Genomic DNA, 20,414 nt, shown 5'->3' on the forward strand with positions numbered 1-20,414 from the left:
ATACGTTCGTGTTGAGGTCGGTCTGGGTCGGCAGATCATGCTCCTGCGCAGTTCCGAGCGAACTGCGGCGTGCGGCGCGTTGACTTTGCTGAGACCTTCTCGTTTGCCCTGCAAGGCCGGGCGCAGAAGCGATCTGGACAGGAGACGCGGCAACATGACGGGCGACACGGGTGTTCGGGCCGGCCAGTGCCATTGCGGCGCGGTGCGTTTCGAGGTGACGCTCAGCGACGGCTTCAATTCGATCCGCCGCTGCACTTGCTCTTACTGCCGGATGCGGGGCGCCGTCGTTGCCATGGCGGAAATGGGCGGGATCAAGATCCTGCACGGCGAAGATGCGTTAACAAGCTACCGCTTCCATACCGGATCGGTGCAGCACTTCTTCTGTTCGCGTTGCGGAATCTACACCCATCATCAACGACGATCGAACCAGAACCTGTATGCCGTCAACGTGGGCTGCCTGGACGGCGTAAGCCCATTCGATTTCCCCGAGGTGCCTGTGATGGACGGCGTCAATCATACGAACGACACCGGCAAGCCGACGCGCCGGGCAGGCACACTCCGCTTCATCCCGGCCGACTAACGGTCGCTGTCGGCCGACGACCGCCCGGCTCGTCGCGGGACGACGGTGAGATCGTGCAACAAGTTCAGTGTCGTCCCTGCGAAAGCAGGGACCCATAACCACCGATGCTGATTATTGCGCGTCGCTGGAACAGCGAGTCCTCTTAACAACAGCCGCCGCGGAGCATGGGTCCCTGCTTTCGCAGGGACGACAGCTGTGATGAACTCAAGCGGACCGTCATCGCGACGGCCCCATCACCGTGTTCACGAGGCACCATGACCAACACCATCGAGGCTTCCGACGGCGGCTACCGCTTCATGCCCGGCGTCAGTCAGTATTCCTGCGGCATCGGTGCGCTGCCGGGCTTTGCCATCGAGCGCGTCAGGTTCTCTGAACCGGTGCCGCTGGGCGCGGGTTTTGCAAGGATCGCGGACATCATCGGGGCCTCAGGCCGTCCGCTGACGGCATTCGGCGCCTGCGAGCTGCGCTCCCCGGCGCCGTTCACCGAGGACGGGTTCAGGGCCTTCAACGAAATCTACATCAAGACGCTGGTGGCCTGGGGTGTGATGCGGGACGGCGTCAATCCGGTGGCGCGCAGCAATGTCTGTCCGAAGCTCGATCCGCCCGGCGAGCCGAGTTTCCACGCCTTCTGCTATACGGTGCCGGCCGCCAAGGACGAGCCAACCAGCTTTGTCGTCGCCGGCAGCGGCGAGTCGGTCGAGGGCAAGGCCAATTATCGCGATCATACCGTCGCCCTTGGCGACACCAGCCCGGCCGGCCTGCTGGCGAAGGCGAAATTCGTGGCCGACGAGATGGAACGCCGGATGAGCGCGTTCGGCGGCCGTTGGCAGGACACCACCGCGGTGCAGCTCTACACCGTGCACGACGCCTATCCGGTGCTGGAAAGCGAGCTCGGCCGCCGCGGCGTGCTTCGCAACGGCTTGACCTGGCATTTCGACCGGCCGCCGGTGGTTGGGCTCGACTTCGAAATGGATTGCCGGCGCGTGCATCGCGAGCGCGTGGTGTGATGTGTCGGTCGCGTGATGCATCAAAAGCGCGTGTGGGTGCATGTGGAAGCGTGCGCTTTTCTTGACACGGATCGCGTCAACCGTTTCCCTTCGCCATCGACGTCAGCGGCTGGGTGAGCGCGGGTGCAGAACGAATCTGTGATCAGACGGCGAGATCTGCTGGCGCTGATTGGCACCATTGCCGGCAGTTCGGCGATGTATCACGCGATGACGAGCCTCGGCTTCGCGTCGGAATCCGCCTACAAGGGGCCGCTGAAGCTCACAGGCGACGTGAAGGGCGCCTCGGTGCTGATTCTCGGCGCGGGGCTCGCGGGGATGACCGCAGCGCTGGAGCTGCGCAAGGCCGGCTACAAGGTCCAGATCCTCGAATTCAACAACCGCGCCGGCGGCCGCAACTGGTCGATCCGCGGCGGCGACAGTTTTGTCGAGCTCGGCGGCTTCAGGCAGACCAGCCAGTTCGAGCAGGGGCTCTATCTCAATCCCGGCCCGTGGCGGATTCCCTATCATCACCGTGCGCTGCTCGACTACTGCCGCCGGCTCAATGTGACGCTGGAACCCTTCATCCAGCTCAATCACAACGCCTATCTGCACGCGACGCGTGCATTCGGCGGCAAGCCACAGCGCCTTCGCAGCATCAAGGCGGATTTCCAGGGCGGGGTCTCGGAGCTGCTCGCAAAGATCACCCAGCAGGGCCGGCTCGACGAGGCCGTCGGCAAGGAAGATCAGGAGATCCTGCTGCAGTCGCTGCGCGACTGGGGCGCGCTGGATCGCGACTACAAGTACAATGCCAACCTCGTGTCGGCCGAGTTCCGCGGTTATGCGCGCGATCCCGGCGGCGGCTTGATGGGCGATCCGCTGCCCAGCGACCCGATCTCGCTGCAGGAGCTGCTGCGGTCGCGGATGTGGCGCTATCTGCAGACCTTTGCGCGCTACGATTTCCAGACCACCATGTTCCAGCCGGTCGGCGGCATGGATATGATCGGCAAGGCGTTCGCGCGCGAGGTCGGCGATCTCATCCGCTATGGCGCCAAGGTGACGCAGATCCAGCAGAACGGCTCCGGCGTCACCGTCAGCTATGTCGACACCGCCAGTCCATCCACGGTGCAGCAGGCGACCGCCGATTGGTGCATCTGCACCATCCCGTTGCCGATCCTGAGCCAGTTGCCGGTCGATGTCAGCGCGCCGATGAAGAGTGCGATCGACTCCGTGCCCTATGCCGCCTCGGTGAAGATCGGCCTGCAGTTCAAGCGGCGGTTCTGGGAGGAGGATGACGCGATCTATGGCGGCATCAGCTACACCGACCTGCCGATCCGGCAGATCGCCTATCCGAACTATGGCTTCAACCGCGGCGGCCGCGGCATCCTGCTCGGCGCCTACATGTATGGCGGTGCCAATTCCTTCGAGTTCACCGCGATGACGCCGGCCGAGCGGGTCGCCAGCGCGGTCGAGTTCGGCGCCGCAATCCATCCGCAGTACAGAAACGAATTCGAGAACGGCGTCGCGGTGGCCTGGCATCGCGTGCCGTTCACGCTGGGCTGCGCCGGCGAATGGACCGAGGCCACCCGCGCGCAGCATTACCGCAATCTCTGCCAGATCGACGGCCGTATCGTGCTGGCGGGCGAGCACGCCTCGCAGCTGCCGGCCTGGCAGGAGGGCGCCATCCTGTCCGCGCTCGACGTCATCTCCCGGCTGCACGAACGCGTGGTGAAGACATGATGATGCGGACCGCAACATCCGCCATCGCTGCACTGGCGCTGCTGTCGGCGACGGCAGCCCTTGGGCAGGACAGTGGCGCGGGCAAGCGCACCTTCTCTTCGGGCTACCGCTTCGTCGAGATGACCGGCGAGGAGCTGTTCGCCAATGTGTGCCAGGGCTGCCATATGCCGGATGCGACGGGCGCGAGCGGGGCGGGCAGCTACCCGTCGCTGGCCGGCAACAAGAATCTCGAGGCCGGCAGCTATCCGGTCTTCCTCGTCATCAATGGCCGCCGCGGCATGCCGGCGTTCGGCGACATGATGACCGATGGTCAGATCGCCGCCGTTGTGAATTATCTGCGGACGCACTTCAGCAACAACTATGAGGACGCGGTGACGACCAAGGATGTCCAGGACGCCCGCCGCTGACAAAAACACTCGGGGAAAGTTTGATGAAATTCATCGGTATCGCACTGGGCGCCGCGTTGTCGGCGATGGCGACCGCTGCCTCGGCTGACGTGGTCAGGCATCCGATTCCCAATTCGACATTCCCGATCGCGCAGGCCGTGACCGTCACCGGCAACACCACGACCGTCTATGTCAGCGGCCAGGTGCCGCCGGCGATCAACAAGGACGCCGATCCGTCGAGCCCGCAGGCCTACGGCGATACCAGGACGCAGACCGTCGGCGTGCTCAACCGCATCAAGGCCATTCTGGAAGGCCAGGGTCTTGGCATGGGCGACGTCGTCAAGATGCAGGTGTTCCTGGTGCACAACGCGTCGGCGCCGATGGACTTCAAGGCCTTCATGGAGGGCTACACCCAGTTCTTCGGCGGCAGCCAGCCGAACCTACCGGCGCGCTCGGTGGTCGGCGTCGCAGCCCTCGCCAATCCCGGATTCCTGGTCGAGATCGAGGTGATCGCGGCCAAGGACACCAACAAGGATTCGAAATAAGGACTGCAAATAGCGTGCGCGAAACTGCGGAGCATGCGCGCGGAAATTGAAGGGCTCGCCGTCTTGCCAAAGCGCGTGTCGCTTGTCTGAATTCGCTCCAATCAGGTGGCGGAATTCTGGGAGAGTACGATGTCGCACAAGGCCCGAAACACGATTCGATCGCTGCGGCTCGCGGCGGCGTTTGGACCGGCGCTGCTCGCAACCGGCGCCGCGGCGCAGGGGCTGACCGAGCAGCAGCAATTCGGCCGCGGCATCTACCAGGAACTGGTCGAGATCAACACGACCACCGCGACCGGGGATACCCAGAAGGCGGCGGAGGCGATGGGTGCGCGGCTCCGCGCGGGCGGGTTTCCCCGAGGCCGACGTGCACGTGTTCTCGCCGGCGCCGCACAAGGGCAATCTGGTGGCGCGGCTGCACGGCTCCGGCGCGCGCAAGCCGATCCTCCTGGTCGCCCATATCGACGTCGTCCCCGCCAACCGCGAGGACTGGTCGGTCGATCCGTTCAAGCTCACCGAGCAGGACGGCTATTTCTACGGCCGCGGTTCCAGCGACGACAAATACATGGCATCCGCCTTCATCACCAATCTGATCCGCTACAGGAAGGAGGGCTACAAGCCCGACCGCGACATCATCGTGGCGCTCGAGACCGACGAGGAAATCCTCGATGCCAACGATCTCGGCATGCAGTGGCTGATCAAGAACCACCGCGACCTGATCGATGCCGAGTTCGCGCTCAATGAGGGCGGCGGCGTCGGCCTCAAGAACGGCAAGGCGATCCGCAACAGCGTGCAGACCAGCGAGAAGGTCTCGATCGGCTACCAGCTCACGGTGAAGGATCGCGGCGGCCACTCGTCGCTGCCGCGCAAGGACAATGCGATCTATCACCTCGCCGAAGGCCTCGTGCGGCTCTCCAATTACAGCTTCCCGATGAACCTCAACGAGACCACGCGGATCTATTTCACCAAGACCGCCGAGGTCGACACGTCGCATGCCGACGACATCAGGGCGATCCTGGCGCCGCAGCCCGATCCGGCGGCGCTGGCGCGATTGTCGGAGAATCCGGGTTATAATGCGCAGCTCCGCACCACCTGTGTCGCGACCATGCTGGAGGGCGGTCACGCCATCAACGCGCTGCCGCAGCTGGCGACCGCCAAGGTGAACTGCCGGATCCTGCCGGGCGAGCCGGTCGAGGGCGTGCAGGCGACGATCGAGCGCGTGCTCGCCGACAAGGAGATCGCGGTGGCCCCGACCGGCAAGGCCGTGCTGAGCCCGCCGTCGCCCCTCAACGAGGAGATCATGGGTTCGATCGAGAAGCTGTCGAAGGAGTTCTGGCCGGATGCGTCGATCGTTCCGGTCATGAGCACCGGCGCGACCGACGGCAGCTATCTGCGTAACGCGGGGATTCCGACCTATGGTCACTCCGGGCTGGCCGCCGATGTCGACGACAACCGTATCCATGGCAAGGACGAGCGCGTGCTCGTCAAGTCGTTCTACGAGGGCGAAGAGTATCTCTATCGCCTGGTCAAGATGCTCGCCGGCGGGAAATGATGGCTGACAGCAAGGCAAAGACACGGGTTGCGGTCGCCGGCCTCGGCGCGATCGGCACCGACGTCGTCAAGGCGCTCGATCAGGGCATCGAGGGCCTGACGCTGGTTGCGGTGTCGGCGAACAGCCCGGACAAGCACCGCGGCTGGGTCGCGGAGCTCAAGTCTGCGCCGAAGCTGGTGCCGATCGAGCAGCTTGCCGAGATCGCCGACATCGTGGTCGAGTGCGCGCCGAGCAAGGTGGTGCGCGCGATCGTGGCGCCGGTGGTCGAGCGCGGCAAGACCGCGGTCGTGCTCAGCGTCGGCGCGCTCCTGCAGAACGAGGACCTCGTCGATCTTGCGAGAGCCCATGGCGGCCAGATCATCGTGCCGACCGGCGCGCTGATCGGGCTCGATGCCGTGACCGCCGCGGCGATCGGGACCATTCATTCGGCGAAGCTGGTGACGCGCAAGCCGGTCGCGGGCCTCGTCGGCGCGCCGCATCTGGTCGAGAACAACATCCGGATCGAAGGCATCACCGAGCCGCTGCGCATCTTCGAGGGCAGTGCGCGCGACGCCGCCCAGGGCTTTCCGGCCAACCTCAACGTCGCGGTGGCGCTGTCGCTGGCCGGCATCGGCCCCGACCGCACAAGAGTCGAGATCTGGGCGGATCCGACCGTGACCCGCAACACCCACCGGATCGAGGTCGATTCCGATTCCGCCCGGTTCTCGATGATGATCGAGAACATTCCCTCGGAGAACCCGAAGACCGGCCGCATCACCGCGCTGTCGGTGATCGCCTGCCTGCGCAAGCTGCGCGCGTCATTGCGGATCGGCACCTGATGAAGATTACGCCCGACGATCTGTTGCTGGTCATCGACGTGCAGAACGATTTCTGCCCCGGCGGCGCGCTGGCGGTCGCGGAGGGCGATGCCGTTGTGCCGGTTGTCAACCGGCTCGCCGGGCGGTTCGACCATGTCGTGCTGACCCAGGACTGGCATCCGGCGGGCCACAGCTCGTTTGCGACCTCGCATCCGGGCGCGGCGCCGTTCTCCGAAATCGCCATGCCGTATGGGCCGCAGACGCTGTGGCCGGATCATTGCATCCAGGGTACGGCCGGCGCGGCGTTCCATCCCAACCTTGCGACCGAGCGGGCCGAGCTCGTGATCCGCAAGGGATTCCGGGCAGCGATCGATTCCTATTCGGCGTTCTTCGAGAACGACCGCAAGACGCCGACCGGGCTCGCCGGCTATCTGCGCGAGCGCGGCCTCAGGCGCGTCGTGATGGCGGGGCTCGCCACGGACTATTGCGTGCAGTATTCGGCGCTCGATGCGCGCCGGCTCGGTTTCGAGACCGTTGTCGTGCTGGCAGGCTGCCGCGCCATCGATCTCGGCGGTTCGCTTGCTGTCGCCACCGCGGCGATGCGCGAGGCCGGGGTGGAGCTTGTTGAGGAGCTCGTCTGAGCGGGGCCAAAGAGGGGCAAAAACCATTGTTTTGACTGGCTTTTTGTTCTAATCCCCAGCCGTTGATGATCACGCGCAGCGGAGCTTTCGTGTCGGGACAGGTTTTGCGGATTGGGACGCGCAAGAGCGCGATGGCGCTCGCGCAGACGGATGAGGTCGCGCGCCTGCTGCGCGCTTCGGCGCCGGACCTTGCCGTCGACATCGTCAAGTTCGAGACCCGCGGCGACCAGGACCAGACCAGCAAGCTGTTGCGTCATGGCGGCAAGGGCGGCGCCTTCGTTGCCGAGATCCGCGAAGCCATGCGCGCCGGCACCTTGCAGGCGGCGATGCATTCGCTGAAGGACGTGCCGGGCAACGAGGAGACGCCGGGTCTCGTCATCGCCGCGATGCTGGCGCGCGATGCCGCCAATGACAGCCTCGTGCTGCGTCCCGGCCTGTCGCTCGAGACCCTCCGCGCCGCGCGCGGCAAGGGCTTCATGATCGGCACCAACGCGGTGCGCCGCGCCGCCTATCTGCGCCGGCTGTTTCCGGAAGCGACCGTGATCCATTATCGCGGCGCCGCCGACACGCGGGTGGCCAAGCTCGATCGCGGCGACAAGCAGCGGCTGCCCGGCGGCGGCGAGGTCGGGCCGGCGGATGCGCTGGTGATGGCGCGCTCGGGCCTGGAGCGCATCGGCATGACCGCGCGCATCGCGCATGATTTCTCGGTCGGCGAGATGCTGCCGGCGGTCGGCCAGGGCATTGTCGCGGTGGAATGCGCGGAGACCGATTGGGCGACGCGTGCGCGGCTTGCCGGGATCGACAACGCGCCGTCGCGGCTCGCCGCCGAGGCCGAGCGCGAGGTGCTGTGGGTGCTCAACGGCCATTGCAATTCGCCGATCGCCGGCCACGCCGCGCTCGCGGGAGCTGAGATGACGCTACGCGCCTCCGTGCTCGACGAGGCCGGCGCCGGCTTCATCGAGGTGACGCGGCGCGGGCCCGCGGATCGTCCGCGCGAACTCGGCCGCGCCGTGGGCATGGAGCTGCTCGAGAAGGGCGCCGCCGAGATCATCGCCCGCACCCGGATCGACGAATAGCGATATCCATCCCACGTCGTCCCGGCGAAAGCCGGGACCCATAGCCACGAATGTTGGTTGTGGAACGATGCTGGGACCGCAGCTCGCTTGAACAACTACCGACGGTGGCTATGGGTCGCGGCTTTCGCCGGGACGACACCGGTGTGTGGGGCCTAATCGCGATCAGCCCGCAGCGGCCAGCTGCCGATGATGCGGAAGCGCGACGCGCTGTCGGTCTGCTTGAACAGCGCGATGCGGTCGATTGCGAGCCGCGTGAGGTCGACCGCCGCGAACCGTGTGCGCAACTGCGCCACGATCAGGCCGCGTCGCTCGTCGCTCAGCCGCCCCGTCAGCGTCATGTGGAAGCGGAACTCCTCCATGACATAGGGATAGCCCCAGCGGTCGAGATAGTCGCACTGCCGCGCGGTGAGCCGCTCGGGCTTGCGCCGCGCGCGATCCGCGGCTGTCAGCGGGGTACGGAACGCGTCGAATTCGGTGACGCAGTCGGCGGCAAGCTGTTGCAGATCATCCGAGCGGCCGGCCGGGATCACCGCGATGAAACCGCTGATCGCGTCGATCACCGGTTCGATCACCGGAATGCGCCGCGCGCGGCCGGCGAAGGCGGCACAGGCGTCGAGAAGCTCGGCCTCGCTTCGACCGTCGGCGAGCGCGGTGGGCGCTTTCAGCGTGGCGTGGAATCCATACTTGCGCGGATCTTCGGTGATCTCGCGCCAGTCCGGCGTGACGCCTTCGGGAAACGGCAGGTCGTCGCCCGACACCGCATCGTAACCGAGCAGTGTCGAACCGAAGCGGTGCAGGACGCTGTCGGGCGACGGCGCATAATAGATCGCGTAGCGCGGAGTGCTGGCCATGGGACTGGGCTACGCCGCCGCAACCGTCTTGCGCGGCGCGAGCGAATGAACGAGGGAGCTCGCGTCCGCCAGATGCACCAGCCGTCCGGCTGAGATCACAGCGACGATGCGCGGCCGCAGCGGCACCTTGTCGTCGACGACGACGATGTCGGCACGGCGGCCGGCGGCGAGCACGCCGCGGTCGGCGAGCCCTGCCGCGCGCGCCGGTGCCGACGAGATCAGGTCCCAGGCCCTGGCGAGCGGCAGGATGCCGTCGGCGACGAGGCGGAACGCCGCGAGCAGCTGCGCCGGATAATAGTAGTCCGACGCCAGCACCGAGCAGAGGCCCTGTGCGATCATGTCGGATGCCTTGGTCCAGCCGGTATGGCTGCCGCCGCGCACCACATTCGGCGCGCCGAACACGATGAAGTCGCCCGCATCAGCGGCGTCGCGCGCGGTCTCCTCGTTGACGGGAAATTCGGCGATCACAGCGCCCAGCGTGCGAAACTCCTGGCGCATCGCCGGGCTGTTGTCGTCGTGTGAGAGCATACGGATATCAGCCGCGCGCGCAGCGGCTGCCAGTCGCGCGATCGAGGCGGGCACCTCGGGGCGGCGCGCCACGACCCGGTCGAGCATGTCGTTGACGGCCTCGACGGAGAGCCCGGTGCGCTCGGCCAGCTGGTTGCGCTTCTTCGGCTTGACGTTGCTGTGGTCGTTGAAGGCGAACAGATCGATGCGGCCTTCACTGAGCCATTGAATGATCTCGGCCTCGGCCTCGAGATTGTGGGTCTCGTGGCGCAGATGGAAGCGCGTGTCGGCGGCGAGTTGCGGCCGCAGCGCCTCGATCGCGTCGAGCAGCTTGCGCGCATTCTCCGCGCTGCGCAGGCCGGGCTCCCACGACCAGGTCGTGCCATGGAACACGGTGGTGATGCCGTTGGCGATCGCCTGCCGGTCGCTGTCAACAAGCGCCACGTCGGTCGGGAAGTCGACGCTTGGGCGCGGCATCATCTGCCGCTCGAACGCATCGCCGTGCAGGTCGATGATGCCGGGCAGCACCAGCAGGCCGGTGGCATCGATGTGAAGCGCGGCGCGACCCTGCTCGGCGTCGAGCGCGCCGACGTCGCGGCCCGCGGTCCGCAGCGAGGTCTCGACCAGGGCGCCGTCAACCAGCGTGCGCCCGCCCTCGATGAAAATGTCCGTCACGATGCGGCGCTCCGTTGTTTGTTCTGTGATTGGGATACGGCCTCGGCCTCATGCTTGTCGAGGAATTCCTCGACCGCGAGCTTGCGAAAGTCGGGCAGGACACGGCGAAGTGTTTCGTGATCCCAGTCCCACCATGCGAGCGCGGCAAGGCGGTCGGCGATCGTCTCGGAGAAGCGCCGCTTCATCGGCCGCGCCGGATTACCGGCGACGATGGTGTAGGCGGGGACGTCCTTGGTCACGATCGCGCCGGCGGCAATGACGGCACCAGTTCCGATGTTCCGTCCTGGTAGCAGGATCGCACCATGCCCGATCCAGACGTCATGGCCGATATGCACGTGATGCGCACGTCGCCAGTTGAAGAAGTCGGTGTCGTCGCTCTCTCCGGGAAAATACGCGCTGGCGCGGTAGGTGAAATGCGCCTGGGTCGCGCGATGCATCGGGTGGTTGCCGGGGTTGATGCGGGTCATCGCCGCGATCGAGCAGAACTTGCCGATCGAGGTGTAGGTGATCTGGCTGTCGTTCACGACGTAGGAATAGTCGTCCATGCTGACTTCAAGCAGGATCGTGCGCGCGCCGACCTCGGTATATTTGCCGAGCTCGCTCTCACGGACCGACGCAGTCGGGTCGACGGTCGGCACAACCGAGAGTGTCTTTCCGGCCATCAGGGCCTCCGCAAATCTTCAAGAATCTTGGGCTTCCGGGGATGCGTGCTCGTCATCGGGACGCTTGATGACAACATCATGACGTTGCGATGACGGCAAGCGAGCGACAAGGGAGGGGTGTGGACGATCGCCGCACCGCAGCGCTGTCGTCACATAACTGTAAAACGCCGGGGATAGCGATGGCCCAACGAGGCGCGGTTGGAGCATTACATGCTGGTGGTGGAAGGTTTGACGTGCCGGTTCGGCACGAAAGCCGCAGTCGACAACGCGTCCTTTTCGATCGCGCCGGGCAGCTTTGTCGGCGTGATCGGTCGCTCCGGTGCCGGCAAGTCGACGCTGCTGCGAATGATCAACCGTCTCGCCGATCCGACTTCCGGCCGTATCCTGTTCGAAGGCACCGACGTTACCGCGTTGCGCGGCAAGGAACTGCGGCGGTGGCGCGCGCGCTCGGCGATGATCTTCCAGCAGTTCAACCTGGTCGGCCGCCTTGATGTGCTGACCAATGTGCTGATGGGCCGGCTGGCCCAGATTCCGTCATGGCGCTCGCTGGCGCAGGTCTGGCCGGAACAGGACAGGGCGCTGGCGCTGTCGGCGCTCGAGCAATTCGACATCGCCCAGCTCGCGGCACAGCGCGCCGACCAGCTCTCCGGCGGCCAGCAGCAGCGCGTCGCGATCGCCCGCGCGCTGGTGCAGGAGCCTGACATCATTCTCGCCGACGAGCCGATCGCCTCGCTCGATCCGCGCAACACCAAGATCGTGATGGATGCGCTGCTGCGCATCAACAAGCATTTCGGCATCACGGTGCTCTGCAATCTGCACTCGCTCGACCTGGCGCGGACCTATTGCGACCGCCTGGTCGGCATGGCCGCGGGTCGCGTGGTGTTCGATGGCGCCCCCGCGGCGCTCACCGACCATATCGCCCGCGAGCTCTATGACCTCGAGGCCAATGACGTCATCGGTGCGGCACCGCTGCCCGCGCCCGACGGTGCAACTGCGCCGGCACTCGGCACCGCAGCCGCGGCCTGAGCGTCGCGCACTTTTCAATCTGGGAGGCCGAGCATTTTGCCCGGCCAACAGGTGCAACTACGACAAAAGAGGGGTAGTCATGTTCACTCGTCGCATCATTCTGGCTGGCGCTGCCGCGCTGGCATTTGCCGGTTCGGCCTCCGCGCAGGACTGGAAGGCAAAATATCCGGAGCTCACCTTCGCGGTGGTGCCGGCCGAGAACGCCTCCGGCGTCACCGAGCGCTGGACGCCGTTCGTCGCGTATCTGTCGAAGGAACTCGGCGTGAAGGTCACGCTGCGCATTGCCAACGACTACGCGGCCGTCATCGAAGGCCAGCGCGCCGGCAACATCCAGATCGCCAGCTACGGCTCGGCCTCGTTCTCTCGCGCGCGCTTGACCGGCGTCAAGACCGACGCGTTCGCCAACGATATGAACGCCGACGGTTCGACCGGCTATTACTCGGTGTTCTTCGTCAAGGCGTCGAGCCCGTACAAGACCGTCGAGGACCTGAAAGGCAAGAATCTCGGCCTGGTCGATCCGAATTCGACGTCCGGCAACAACGTGCCGCGCTTCGAACTGAACAAGATGGGCATCGCGAACGCCGAGGGCTATTTCGGCAAGGTCGTGTTCACCGGCAGCCACGAGAACGCCGTCCTGGCGCTGTCGCAGGGAACCGTTGATGTGGCCGCCAACCAGTGGACCAACGAGGACGATTCCACGCTCGCCCAGATGCTGACCAAGGGCATGCTGAAGAATGCCGACGGCTCGGCGATGAAGAAGGATGATTTCCGCATCATCCACAAGTCGGCGCTGATCATCAACGGCCCCTATGCGTACAATACCGATCTTCCGGAGGATCTGAAGGCCGCGATCGCAAAGGCCTTCTTCGACGCTCCGACCAAGGACAAGGCTGCCTTCGACCGTCTGTCCGACGGCCAGAAGAAGGGCTTCCATCCCGCCACCACCAAGGATTGGGACGGCACCATCGAGCTGATCAAGTTCGTCGACGGTTTGCGCAAGAAGGCGAGCTGATCGCACGCCTGACGTCACGAGGGCCGGGCGTATAGCCCGGCCCTTTCTCTCCACTCAACTCCGAACCGGACTGGCACGCGTCGATGGCGACCGCCGTATCCATTCTTCCAGCGCAGCAACTGGCGACGCTGGAGGACGCCTACCGCAAGTCCGTCGCACGCAAGCGGTTGAAGGCCGCGCTGGCAACGGCGGCCTTCTGTGCGGTGCTGGTGATCGCGGCGTTCGGCGCGGAAGTGAACCTGCGCACGCTGTTCACCTATTTCGGCAATTTCGTCAGCTATTTCGATCGCATCCTGACGCTGGAGTCCGGCGCGCGGGTCTGGACCGATCCCGCCGAATGGTTCTGGGGTTGGCATAAATGGCTGAAGATGCTCGGCGAGACGATCCTGATCAGCTATGTCGGCACGCTGACGGGTGCCGTGCTCGCCTTCGCGCTCAATTTCTTCGCGGCCCAGAATACGTCGCCGGGCCCGTGGGTACGTTTCACGATCCGCCGCCTGCTGGAATTCGCGCGCACCGTTCCCGGCATCGTGTTCGCGCTGATCTTCGTGATCGCGTTCGGCCTCGGGCCGATGGCCGGCGTACTGGCGATCGCGATCCACACCACCGGGGCGCTCGGCAAGTTGTTTGCCGAGATCGTCGAGAATGCCGACATGAAGCCGGTCGAGGGCATCCGCTCCACCGGCGCGAGCTGGCTGTCCTGCATGCGCTTTGCCGTGCTGCCGCAGGTCTCGGCCGGCTATGCCAGCTATGCGCTGCTGCGCTTCGAGATCAACGTCCGCGAGGCGTCGGTGATGGGCTTCGTCGGCGCCGGCGGCATCGGCCAGGAGCTGGTGGTCGCGATCCGCAAGTTCTACTATTCCGACGTCAGCGCCATCCTCATCACCATCATCGTCACCGTCTTCATCATCGACATCTCGACCGGCTGGCTGCGCGGCCGGCTGTTCGGCAAGGAGACCCGTCGATGAGCCAGATGCCGAGGCCGGACACCACGGAACTGCGCGCGAAGTACCCCGGCGTCTTCGAACGTCCCGCATCGGCACGGCTGGCGATGCCGGCCATGATCGCGGCGGCGCTCGCGATCTTCGTGTTCGGACTGGTCGATCTCGATTTCTCGCCGTCCAGGCTGATCGCGGGGCTCGACCAGCTCGGCTGGATCACCATGCTGATGCTCCCGCCGAATCCGGGCTCGTCGTTTCCGCTCTACATGCAGGCGCTCGGCGAGACACTGTCGATCGCGGTGCTCGGCACCACGCTTGCCGCGCTGCTGGCGCTGCCAGTCAGCCTGCTGGCGGCGCGCAATATCATCCCCTCGAACCTGATCCGCTTTCCGGTGCGCCGCTTCCTCGATTCGATCCGCGGCGTCGACACGCTGATCTGGGCGCTGGTCTGGATCAACGTCGTCGGTCTCGGCCCGTTCGCCGGCGTGCTCGCGATCATGGTGTCGGACTTCGGCGCGTTCGGAAAGCTGTTCTCGGAGGCGATTGAGGCGGCGGATCGCAAGCAGGTCGAGGGCATCCGCGCCTCCGGCGGCAACGCGCTGCACGAGATCCGCTTCGGCCTGTTGCCGCAGGTGCTGCCCGTGATCGCCGGGCAGGTGCTCTACTTCATCGAGTCGAACACGCGTTCGGCGACCATCATCGGCATCGTCGGCGCCGGCGGCATCGGATTGCAGCTCGCCGAGCAGATCCGCGTGCTGGAATGGCAGAAGGTGTCGTTCCTGATCCTGATGATCCTGATCGCGGTTGCCGCGATCGATTTCATCTCCAGCAAGCTGCGCTTTGCGATCATTGGACAAAGAGCGGTGGTGTAGCTTCTTCTTCGCCTCTCCCCGCGTGCGGGGAGAGGCCGGAGCTTTCGCGCAGCGCAAAATTCCGGGTGAGGGGGGCTCTCCGCACACTCAAAGCTTTCGAAGTCGCGGAGACAGCCCCTCATCCCAACCTCTCCCCGCAAGAGCGGGGCGAGGGAGCAGAAGCACGTCAGCCGTTCTCGACCAGAAACTCGACGCGCTCGGCGGCGAAGCGCGAGCGCTTGGTCACCAGCGGCTGGTCCAGCATGTCGACGTCGGTGGCGTCGACCACCAGCACCGGCCGTCCCAGCGGCAGGTCGAGCCGCGCGGCGTCGGTCGCATCGACGATCGCCGCGGTGATCCGGGTCGAGGCGCGATGGTAGTCCTTGACGCCGTAATGTCCGAGCAGCTTGGTCATCGAGCGAACGTTGGCGAACACGCTGCCGGCATCGGGAAACCGCTCGGCCGACAGCCAGGTGGTGGAAACGCAGATCGGCGTCCGGTCGGCGAGGCGCACCGCTTCGATCCGGATCAGTGGCGCGCCGATCTTCAGGCCCAGCTCGCGGGCGATCTCGCGGTTGGCAATGTCGTCGCCTGCCTCGATCAACTGGCCGCGCGGCTCGTGACCGCCGGCGCCGACGATCTCGGAAAATCGCGTGCGTGAGCGCAAGGGATAGGCGAGGCGCTGGGCTTCGACATAGGTGCCGCTGCCGCGCTCCGCGCGCACCAGGCCGCGTTCGGCCAATGCGGCGAGCGCCCGCCGCACGGTGTGGCGGTTGACCCGGTACGTCTCGGCGATCTCCATCTCGCCGGGCAGCTTTTCGCCGGCGGCAAAGCGGCCGTCAGCGATGCCGCGCTCGATGCCGTCGGCGACCTGCCGCCACAAGGCGACGCCGGAACTTTCCTGCATGCTCATGGCGCGGTGATACCAGAAATCTTTGGTTTGTCACGAAACAGTCATGGCGCTCCGCTATCAAGTTGTCTAGTATCATAGACAACTTGATGCAAGCAAGGTTGCCCAAAGGTTTGCCCATGAGTTCGACCGGACCAAACAGCAAACAGGCCCAGCGCAAGGCCGCGATGACGGTGCTGGCGCACGCCGCCGCGACCGACATCGCCGGCAGGCTGGCGGCGATCGCGGTGCCCGCGCATGAGAACCTGCGCGAGCCGGAAAACGGCCTTGTGATGCTGCGCGGGCGGATCGGCGGCGACGGTGCACCGTTCAATCTCGGCGAGGCGACGGTGTCGCGCGCGGCGGTGCGGCTTGCGACCGGCGAGGTCGGCTTCGGCTACACGCTCGGCCGCGACGCGCGGAAGGCGCAGATGATCGCGCTGTGCGACGCCATGGTGCAATCGGCGGAACTGTCCGGCGAAGTGGAGGCCAAGGTGATCGCGCCGCTGCGCGACGCCATGAACGCCGAACGCGGCCGCAAGGCGGCGGAAACCGCGGCGACGCGGGTCGATTTCTACACGATGGTGCGCGGTGAGGGATGATGCAATGACGACGATTGCCGAAATGCCCGCGGGCTTTGCCGACAAGGTGCTGTCGGCGCAGTCGACTTTCCGTTCCGTGATGGATGCGATGGCGCGCCCGGGCAGCGTGCAGCGCGTCGCCGCGAGCGTCGGAACGCCCGCCGGCATGATGCGCGGCGCGGCCGCGATCGCGCTGACGCTGTTCGATCACGACACGCCGATCTGGCTCGACGCCGCGATGTCGGCGACGCCGGACGTCGCCCGCTGGCTGAAGTTTCACGCCAGCGCGCCGGTGGTCGCCGATTCCTCGATCGCGAGCTTCGCTTTGGTTGGCGACGCCGCGAGCCTGCCGGCGCTGGAGCATTTTGCGTTCGGCAGCAGCGAATATCCGGACCGGTCGACCACGCTGATCCTGCAGGTCGACAGCCTGTCGCAGGGGCCGGCCTTCGAGCTGAAAGGGCCCGGCATCGACGGCAGCGCCGTGCTGCAGGCGATGCTCAAGCCACGCGACCTGTTCCAGCGGCTTGCGATCAACGAAACCCTGTTCCCGCGCGGCATCGATGTCGTGCTGGTCCATGACGATGCCATTGTGGCGATTCCGCGCACCACGCGGCTGATCGCAAGCGGAGTGTGAGCGATGTATGTAGCCGTCAAGGGAGGCGAGCGCGCCATCGAGAACGCTCATCGGCTGCTCGCGCATGAGCGGCGCGGTGACCGCGACGTGCCCGAGGTGACGCTGGCACAGATCTCCGAGCAGCTCGCGCTTGGTGTCGATCGCGTGATGACCGAAGGGTCGCTCTACGATCGCGAGCTCGCGGCGCTCGCGATCAAGCAGGCGCGGGGCGACATGATCGAGGCGATCTTCCTGGTCCGCGCGTTCCGCGCCACGCTGCCGCGCTTTGGCGCCACCGAGCCGGTCAACACCGGCGAGATGCAGGTGCGGCGGCGAATCTCCTCGACCTTCAAGGACCTTCCGGGCGGCCAGATCCTGGGGCCGACCTTCGACTACACCCATCGCCTACTCGATCCGCAGCTCGCGGAAGGCTTTGTGCCGGAGCAGCCGGCGACCGTGGAGGCCTCGCAGGCCGCCACGCCGCGGGTCACCGACATCCTCGGCCGCGACGGCCTGATCGAACCCTCGCCGCAGGCAGATAGCGAAACGCCGGTCGGCGACCTCACGCGCGAGCCGCTGAGCTTTCCGGCAGATCGCGATTTGCGGCTGCAGAACCTGGCGCGCGGCGACGAGGGCTTCCTGCTCGCGCTCGGCTACTCGACGCAGCGCGGCTACGGCCGCAATCATCCCTTCGCCGGCGAGATCCGCTTCGGTGAGGTCGAGGTCGAGTTCTTCGCCGAGGACGCGGGCTTTGCCGTGCCGCTCGGCGCGATCGAATTGACCGAGTGCCAGATGGTCAACCAGTTCAAGGGCTCGACGACCGAGGCGCCGTGCTTCACCCGCGGCTATGGCCTCGCCTTCGGGCAGAGCGAACGCAAGACCATGTCGATGGCACTGGTCGATCGCGCGCTGCGTGCGCGCGAACTCGGCGAAGAGGCGGCGGCCCCGGCGCAGGACGAGGAGTTCGTGATGTCGCACTCCGACAATGTCCAGTCGACCGGCTTCGTCGAGCATCTCAAGCTGCCGCATTACGTCGACTTCCAGTCCGAGCTCGGTCTCTTGCGCAAGCTGCGGCAGGAGTTCGCGGAAGCCAACGAGGCGGTGGAAATGCAGGAGGCCGCGGAATGAACGCGCCGACGTACAATTTCGCCTATCTCGACGAGCAGACCAAGCGGATGATCCGCCGCGCGATCCTCAAGGCGATCGCGATCCCCGGCTATCAGGTGCCGTTTGCGAGCCGCGAGATGCCGATGCCGTATGGCTGGGGCACCGGCGGCGTGCAAGTGACGGCCGCGATCCTCGGTCCCGACGACGTGCTGAAGGTGATCGACCAGGGCTCGGACGACACCACCAACGCGATCTCGATCCGGAAGTTCTTCGGCAAGACCGCTGGTGTCGCGACCACGACCTCGACCACGGACGCGACCGTGATCCAGACCCGGCATCGCATTCCCGAGGCGTCACTGCATGCCGGACAGGTGCTGGTCTATCAGGTGCCGATCCCCGAGCCGTTGCGCTTCCTCGAGCCGCGCGAGACCGAGACGCGGCGCATGCACGCGCTTGCCGAATACGGGCTGATGCACGTCAAGCTCTACGAGGACATCGCGCGCTTCGGCCATATCGCCACCGCCTACGCCTATCCGGTGAAGGTGAACGCACGCTACGTGATGGACCCGTCGCCGACACCGAAATTCGACAATCCGAAGATGGACAATTGCGCGGCGCTGCAGCTGTTCGGCGCCGGCCGCGAGAAGCGCATCTACGCGATCCCCCCCTACGCCACCGTGGTGTCGCTGGACTTCGAGGATCACCCGTTCACGCGCTACCGCTTCAACGCGCCCTGCGCGCTGTGCGGCGCCGACAATTCCTATCTCGACGAGATCGTCACCGACGACAAGGGCGGGCGGATGTTTGTCTGCTCCGACACGGACTTCTGCGAGCAGCGCCAGGCCGCCGGCCATCACGGCACCGAGAGCGCAGCGCCGCACAAGGAGAAGGCGCATGTCTGAGCTCTCGAGCCTCGACAACGATGAGCCGCTGCTGGTGGCCGAGGGGCTTGCCAAGAATTACGGCCGGCTTGCGGCCTGCCGCGACGTCTCGTTCGCGCTCTATCCCGGCGAGGTGCTGGCGATCGTCGGCGAATCCGGCTCCGGCAAGTCGACGCTGCTGCAGTTGCTCTCGGCGCAACTCGCGCCGAGCGCGGGCCGGGTGTGCTACCGGATGCGCGACGGCGTGCTGCGCGATCTCGCCGAGCTCGGCGAGGCCGAGCGGCGCTTCCTGTTCCGCACCGACTGGGGCTTCGTGCACCAGGATCCGGCGCAGGGCCTGCGCATGGGCGTGTCGGCCGGCGCCAATGTCGGCGAGCGGCTGATGGCGGTCGGCTGGAATCATTACGGCCGTATCCGCGACACCGCGTCGACCTGGCTGGAACGGGTCGAGATCGATACCGGCCGCATCGACGACGCGCCGAAGACCTATTCCGGCGGCATGCGGCAGCGGCTGCAGATCGCACGCAACCTCGTCACCGAGCCGCGGCTGGTGTTCATGGACGAGCCGACCGGCGGCCTCGATGTCTCGGTGCAGGCGCGCTTGCTCGACCTGATGCGCAACCTCGTCAGCGAGCTCGGGCTTGCCGCGATCGTCGTGACCCACGATCTTGCGGTGGCGCGGTTGCTCTCGCATCGCGTGATGGTGATGAAGGGCGGCCGCGTCATCGAGACCGGCCTCACCGACCAGGTGCTCGACGATCCGCGTGAGCCTTACACGCAGCTGCTCGTTTCCTCGATTCTTCCGCCATGAGCGTGCCAATGACCGCGATGATCGAACTTGCCGACGCCGAGAAGACCTTCACCATGCACCTGCAGGGCGGCGTCGAACTGCCCGTGGTGCGCGGCGTCTCGTTCCACGCCGATCCGGGTGAGTGCGTGGTGCTGTCGGGCCCGTCGGGCGCCGGCAAATCCTCCATCCTTAAAATGATCTTCGGCAACTACCGCTGCGACAACGGCCGGATCGGCATCCGCCATCACGGCAAGGTTGTCGACCTTGCCACCGCCGAGCCGCGCCAGGTGCTGAGCATCCGCCGCTCGACCATCGGCTATGTCAGCCAGTTCCTGCGTGCCGTGCCGCGGGTGGCGACGATCGACGTCGTTGCCGAGCCCTTGATCGTCAACGGCGTGGCGCGCGAGGAGGCCCGCACGCGCGCCGGCCAGCTGCTGCGTCGGCTCAACATTCCGGAGCGGCTGTGGACCTTGCCGCCCTCGACCTTCTCCGGCGGCGAGCAGCAGCGGGTCAACATTGCGCGCGGCTTCATCTCGGACCTGCCGATCCTGCTGCTGGACGAGCCGACCGCTTCGCTCGACGCGGCGAATCGCGCCGTGGTGGTCGAGCTGATCGCGGAGAAGAAAACCAAGGGCGTCGCGATGGTCGCGATTGTCCATGACGACGAAATCCGTCATCTGATTGCCGACCGCATCGTCGATGTGACCTCGTTCGCGGCTGCCGCCTGAAGG

23 protein-coding genes are annotated in these 20,414 nt (G+C 66.0%); 19 read left to right on the top strand and 4 right to left on the bottom strand.

Annotation, left to right across the window (positions count from 1 at the left end; all coding sequences use genetic code 11):
- Window positions 1–154: 154 nt before the first annotated feature.
- The 9 genes from ACVWYP_RS16420 to hemC all read left to right on the top strand — a co-directional run bounded on the left by ACVWYP_RS16420 (window position 155) and on the right by hemC (window position 8,297).
- Window positions 155–580 (top strand): GFA family protein, encoded by a 426-nt coding sequence (locus ACVWYP_RS16420; protein WP_304499038.1) that lies wholly within the window; start codon window positions 155–157, stop codon window positions 578–580.
- Window positions 581–834: 254 nt separating this feature from the next.
- Window positions 835–1,587, top strand: a complete 753-nt coding sequence (gene cnbZ, locus ACVWYP_RS16425; RefSeq protein ID WP_304499039.1) for a 2-amino-5-chloromuconate deaminase CnbZ — start codon at window positions 835–837, stop codon at window positions 1,585–1,587.
- A gap of 123 nt (window positions 1,588–1,710) precedes the next feature.
- Window positions 1,711–3,303 carry an NAD(P)/FAD-dependent oxidoreductase gene (locus ACVWYP_RS16430; protein ID WP_304499040.1) on the top strand — a complete coding sequence of 531 codons (1,593 nt, stop codon included), beginning with the start codon at window positions 1,711–1,713 and terminating at the stop codon, window positions 3,301–3,303.
- Window positions 3,300–3,710, top strand: a complete 411-nt coding sequence (locus ACVWYP_RS16435) for a c-type cytochrome (RefSeq protein WP_225161689.1) — start codon at window positions 3,300–3,302, stop codon at window positions 3,708–3,710. Before ACVWYP_RS16430 ends, ACVWYP_RS16435 begins: the two co-directional genes overlap by 4 nt.
- A gap of 23 nt (window positions 3,711–3,733) precedes the next feature.
- Entirely contained in the window at window positions 3,734–4,234 is a 501-nt protein-coding gene (locus ACVWYP_RS16440) for a RidA family protein (protein ID WP_028339561.1), read from the top strand.
- A 325-nt stretch (window positions 4,235–4,559) separates the two neighbouring features.
- Window positions 4,560–5,783 (top strand): M20/M25/M40 family metallo-hydrolase, encoded by a 1,224-nt coding sequence (locus tag ACVWYP_RS16445; protein WP_456684116.1) that lies wholly within the window; start codon window positions 4,560–4,562, stop codon window positions 5,781–5,783.
- A complete protein-coding gene (locus ACVWYP_RS16450; protein WP_304500234.1) occupies window positions 5,783–6,601 on the top strand; it encodes an aspartate dehydrogenase in 819 nt (272 codons plus the stop codon). Before ACVWYP_RS16445 ends, ACVWYP_RS16450 begins: the two co-directional genes overlap by 1 nt.
- The gene (gene pncA / locus ACVWYP_RS16455; RefSeq protein ID WP_304499042.1) at window positions 6,601–7,221 is read left to right on the top strand and encodes a bifunctional nicotinamidase/pyrazinamidase; all 621 of its coding nucleotides are present in this window, start codon (window positions 6,601–6,603) and stop codon (window positions 7,219–7,221) included. The genes ACVWYP_RS16450 and pncA overlap by 1 nt, the downstream gene beginning before the upstream one ends.
- Window positions 7,222–7,286: 65 nt before the next feature.
- Window positions 7,287–8,297: a hydroxymethylbilane synthase gene (gene hemC, locus ACVWYP_RS16460; RefSeq protein ID WP_304499043.1), complete on the top strand. Its 1,011-nt coding sequence runs from the start codon at window positions 7,287–7,289 to the stop codon at window positions 8,295–8,297.
- 152 nt (window positions 8,298–8,449) lie between these two features.
- On the opposite strand, the gene ACVWYP_RS16465 is transcribed toward hemC, so the two are convergent.
- From ACVWYP_RS16465 to ACVWYP_RS16475, 3 genes are read right to left on the bottom strand one after another with little or no spacing between them, the layout of a single operon-like run.
- On the bottom strand, window positions 8,450–9,148 hold the full coding sequence (locus tag ACVWYP_RS16465; protein WP_304499044.1) for a DUF1045 domain-containing protein: 699 nt from the start codon (window positions 9,146–9,148) through the stop codon (window positions 8,450–8,452).
- Between the two features lie 9 nt (window positions 9,149–9,157).
- On the bottom strand, window positions 9,158–10,330 hold the full coding sequence (locus ACVWYP_RS16470; RefSeq protein WP_304499045.1) for an alpha-D-ribose 1-methylphosphonate 5-triphosphate diphosphatase: 1,173 nt from the start codon (window positions 10,328–10,330) through the stop codon (window positions 9,158–9,160).
- Entirely contained in the window at window positions 10,327–10,992 is a 666-nt protein-coding gene (locus ACVWYP_RS16475; protein WP_456684117.1) for a chloramphenicol acetyltransferase, read from the bottom strand. The genes ACVWYP_RS16470 and ACVWYP_RS16475 overlap by 4 nt, the downstream gene beginning before the upstream one ends.
- Window positions 10,993–11,202: 210 nt before the next feature.
- Between ACVWYP_RS16475 and phnC the strand changes: the two genes are divergently transcribed.
- The 4 genes from phnC (at window position 11,203) to phnE (ACVWYP_RS16495) (ending at window position 14,843) form a co-directional block, all read left to right on the top strand.
- The gene (gene phnC, locus ACVWYP_RS16480; RefSeq protein ID WP_028334545.1) at window positions 11,203–12,018 is read left to right on the top strand and encodes a phosphonate ABC transporter ATP-binding protein; all 816 of its coding nucleotides are present in this window, start codon (window positions 11,203–11,205) and stop codon (window positions 12,016–12,018) included.
- A 79-nt stretch (window positions 12,019–12,097) separates the two neighbouring features.
- Window positions 12,098–13,030 (top strand): phosphonate ABC transporter substrate-binding protein, encoded by a 933-nt coding sequence (gene phnD, locus ACVWYP_RS16485; protein ID WP_028334544.1) that lies wholly within the window; start codon window positions 12,098–12,100, stop codon window positions 13,028–13,030.
- Window positions 13,031–13,113: 83 nt separating this feature from the next.
- Window positions 13,114–13,998, top strand: coding sequence for a phosphonate ABC transporter, permease protein PhnE (gene phnE, locus ACVWYP_RS16490; RefSeq protein ID WP_304499047.1), 885 nt, complete (start codon window positions 13,114–13,116; stop codon window positions 13,996–13,998).
- A complete protein-coding gene (phnE, locus tag ACVWYP_RS16495) occupies window positions 13,995–14,843 on the top strand; it encodes a phosphonate ABC transporter, permease protein PhnE (protein WP_304499048.1) in 849 nt (282 codons plus the stop codon). Before phnE (ACVWYP_RS16490) ends, phnE (ACVWYP_RS16495) begins: the two co-directional genes overlap by 4 nt.
- A gap of 166 nt (window positions 14,844–15,009) precedes the next feature.
- On the opposite strand, the gene phnF is transcribed toward phnE (ACVWYP_RS16495), so the two are convergent.
- Window positions 15,010–15,735, bottom strand: a complete 726-nt coding sequence (gene phnF, locus ACVWYP_RS16500; RefSeq protein ID WP_253592430.1) for a phosphonate metabolism transcriptional regulator PhnF — start codon at window positions 15,733–15,735, stop codon at window positions 15,010–15,012.
- Between the two features lie 116 nt (window positions 15,736–15,851).
- Here phnF and phnG point away from each other — a divergent pair, with 116 nt between their 5' ends.
- Genes phnG through phnL form a run of 6 tightly spaced genes read left to right on the top strand, consistent with a single transcriptional unit; the run spans window position 15,852 to window position 20,411 of the window.
- On the top strand, window positions 15,852–16,313 hold the full coding sequence (phnG, locus tag ACVWYP_RS16505; protein WP_304499049.1) for a phosphonate C-P lyase system protein PhnG: 462 nt from the start codon (window positions 15,852–15,854) through the stop codon (window positions 16,311–16,313).
- A 4-nt stretch (window positions 16,314–16,317) separates the two neighbouring features.
- Window positions 16,318–16,926 carry a phosphonate C-P lyase system protein PhnH gene (gene phnH, locus ACVWYP_RS16510; RefSeq protein ID WP_304499050.1) on the top strand — a complete coding sequence of 203 codons (609 nt, stop codon included), beginning with the start codon at window positions 16,318–16,320 and terminating at the stop codon, window positions 16,924–16,926.
- A 3-nt stretch (window positions 16,927–16,929) separates the two neighbouring features.
- Window positions 16,930–18,033 (top strand): carbon-phosphorus lyase complex subunit PhnI, encoded by a 1,104-nt coding sequence (locus ACVWYP_RS16515; protein WP_304499051.1) that lies wholly within the window; start codon window positions 16,930–16,932, stop codon window positions 18,031–18,033.
- The gene (locus ACVWYP_RS16520; RefSeq protein ID WP_304499052.1) at window positions 18,030–18,914 is read left to right on the top strand and encodes an alpha-D-ribose 1-methylphosphonate 5-phosphate C-P-lyase PhnJ; all 885 of its coding nucleotides are present in this window, start codon (window positions 18,030–18,032) and stop codon (window positions 18,912–18,914) included. The genes ACVWYP_RS16515 and ACVWYP_RS16520 overlap by 4 nt, the downstream gene beginning before the upstream one ends.
- On the top strand, window positions 18,907–19,704 hold the full coding sequence (phnK, locus tag ACVWYP_RS16525) for a phosphonate C-P lyase system protein PhnK (RefSeq protein ID WP_028339544.1): 798 nt from the start codon (window positions 18,907–18,909) through the stop codon (window positions 19,702–19,704). Before ACVWYP_RS16520 ends, phnK begins: the two co-directional genes overlap by 8 nt.
- Window positions 19,705–19,712: 8 nt before the next feature.
- A complete protein-coding gene (phnL, locus tag ACVWYP_RS16530) occupies window positions 19,713–20,411 on the top strand; it encodes a phosphonate C-P lyase system protein PhnL (protein ID WP_304499053.1) in 699 nt (232 codons plus the stop codon).
- The last annotated feature ends 3 nt before the right edge of the window (window positions 20,412–20,414 follow it).

Source organism: Bradyrhizobium sp. USDA 3262 (assembly GCF_054060035.1).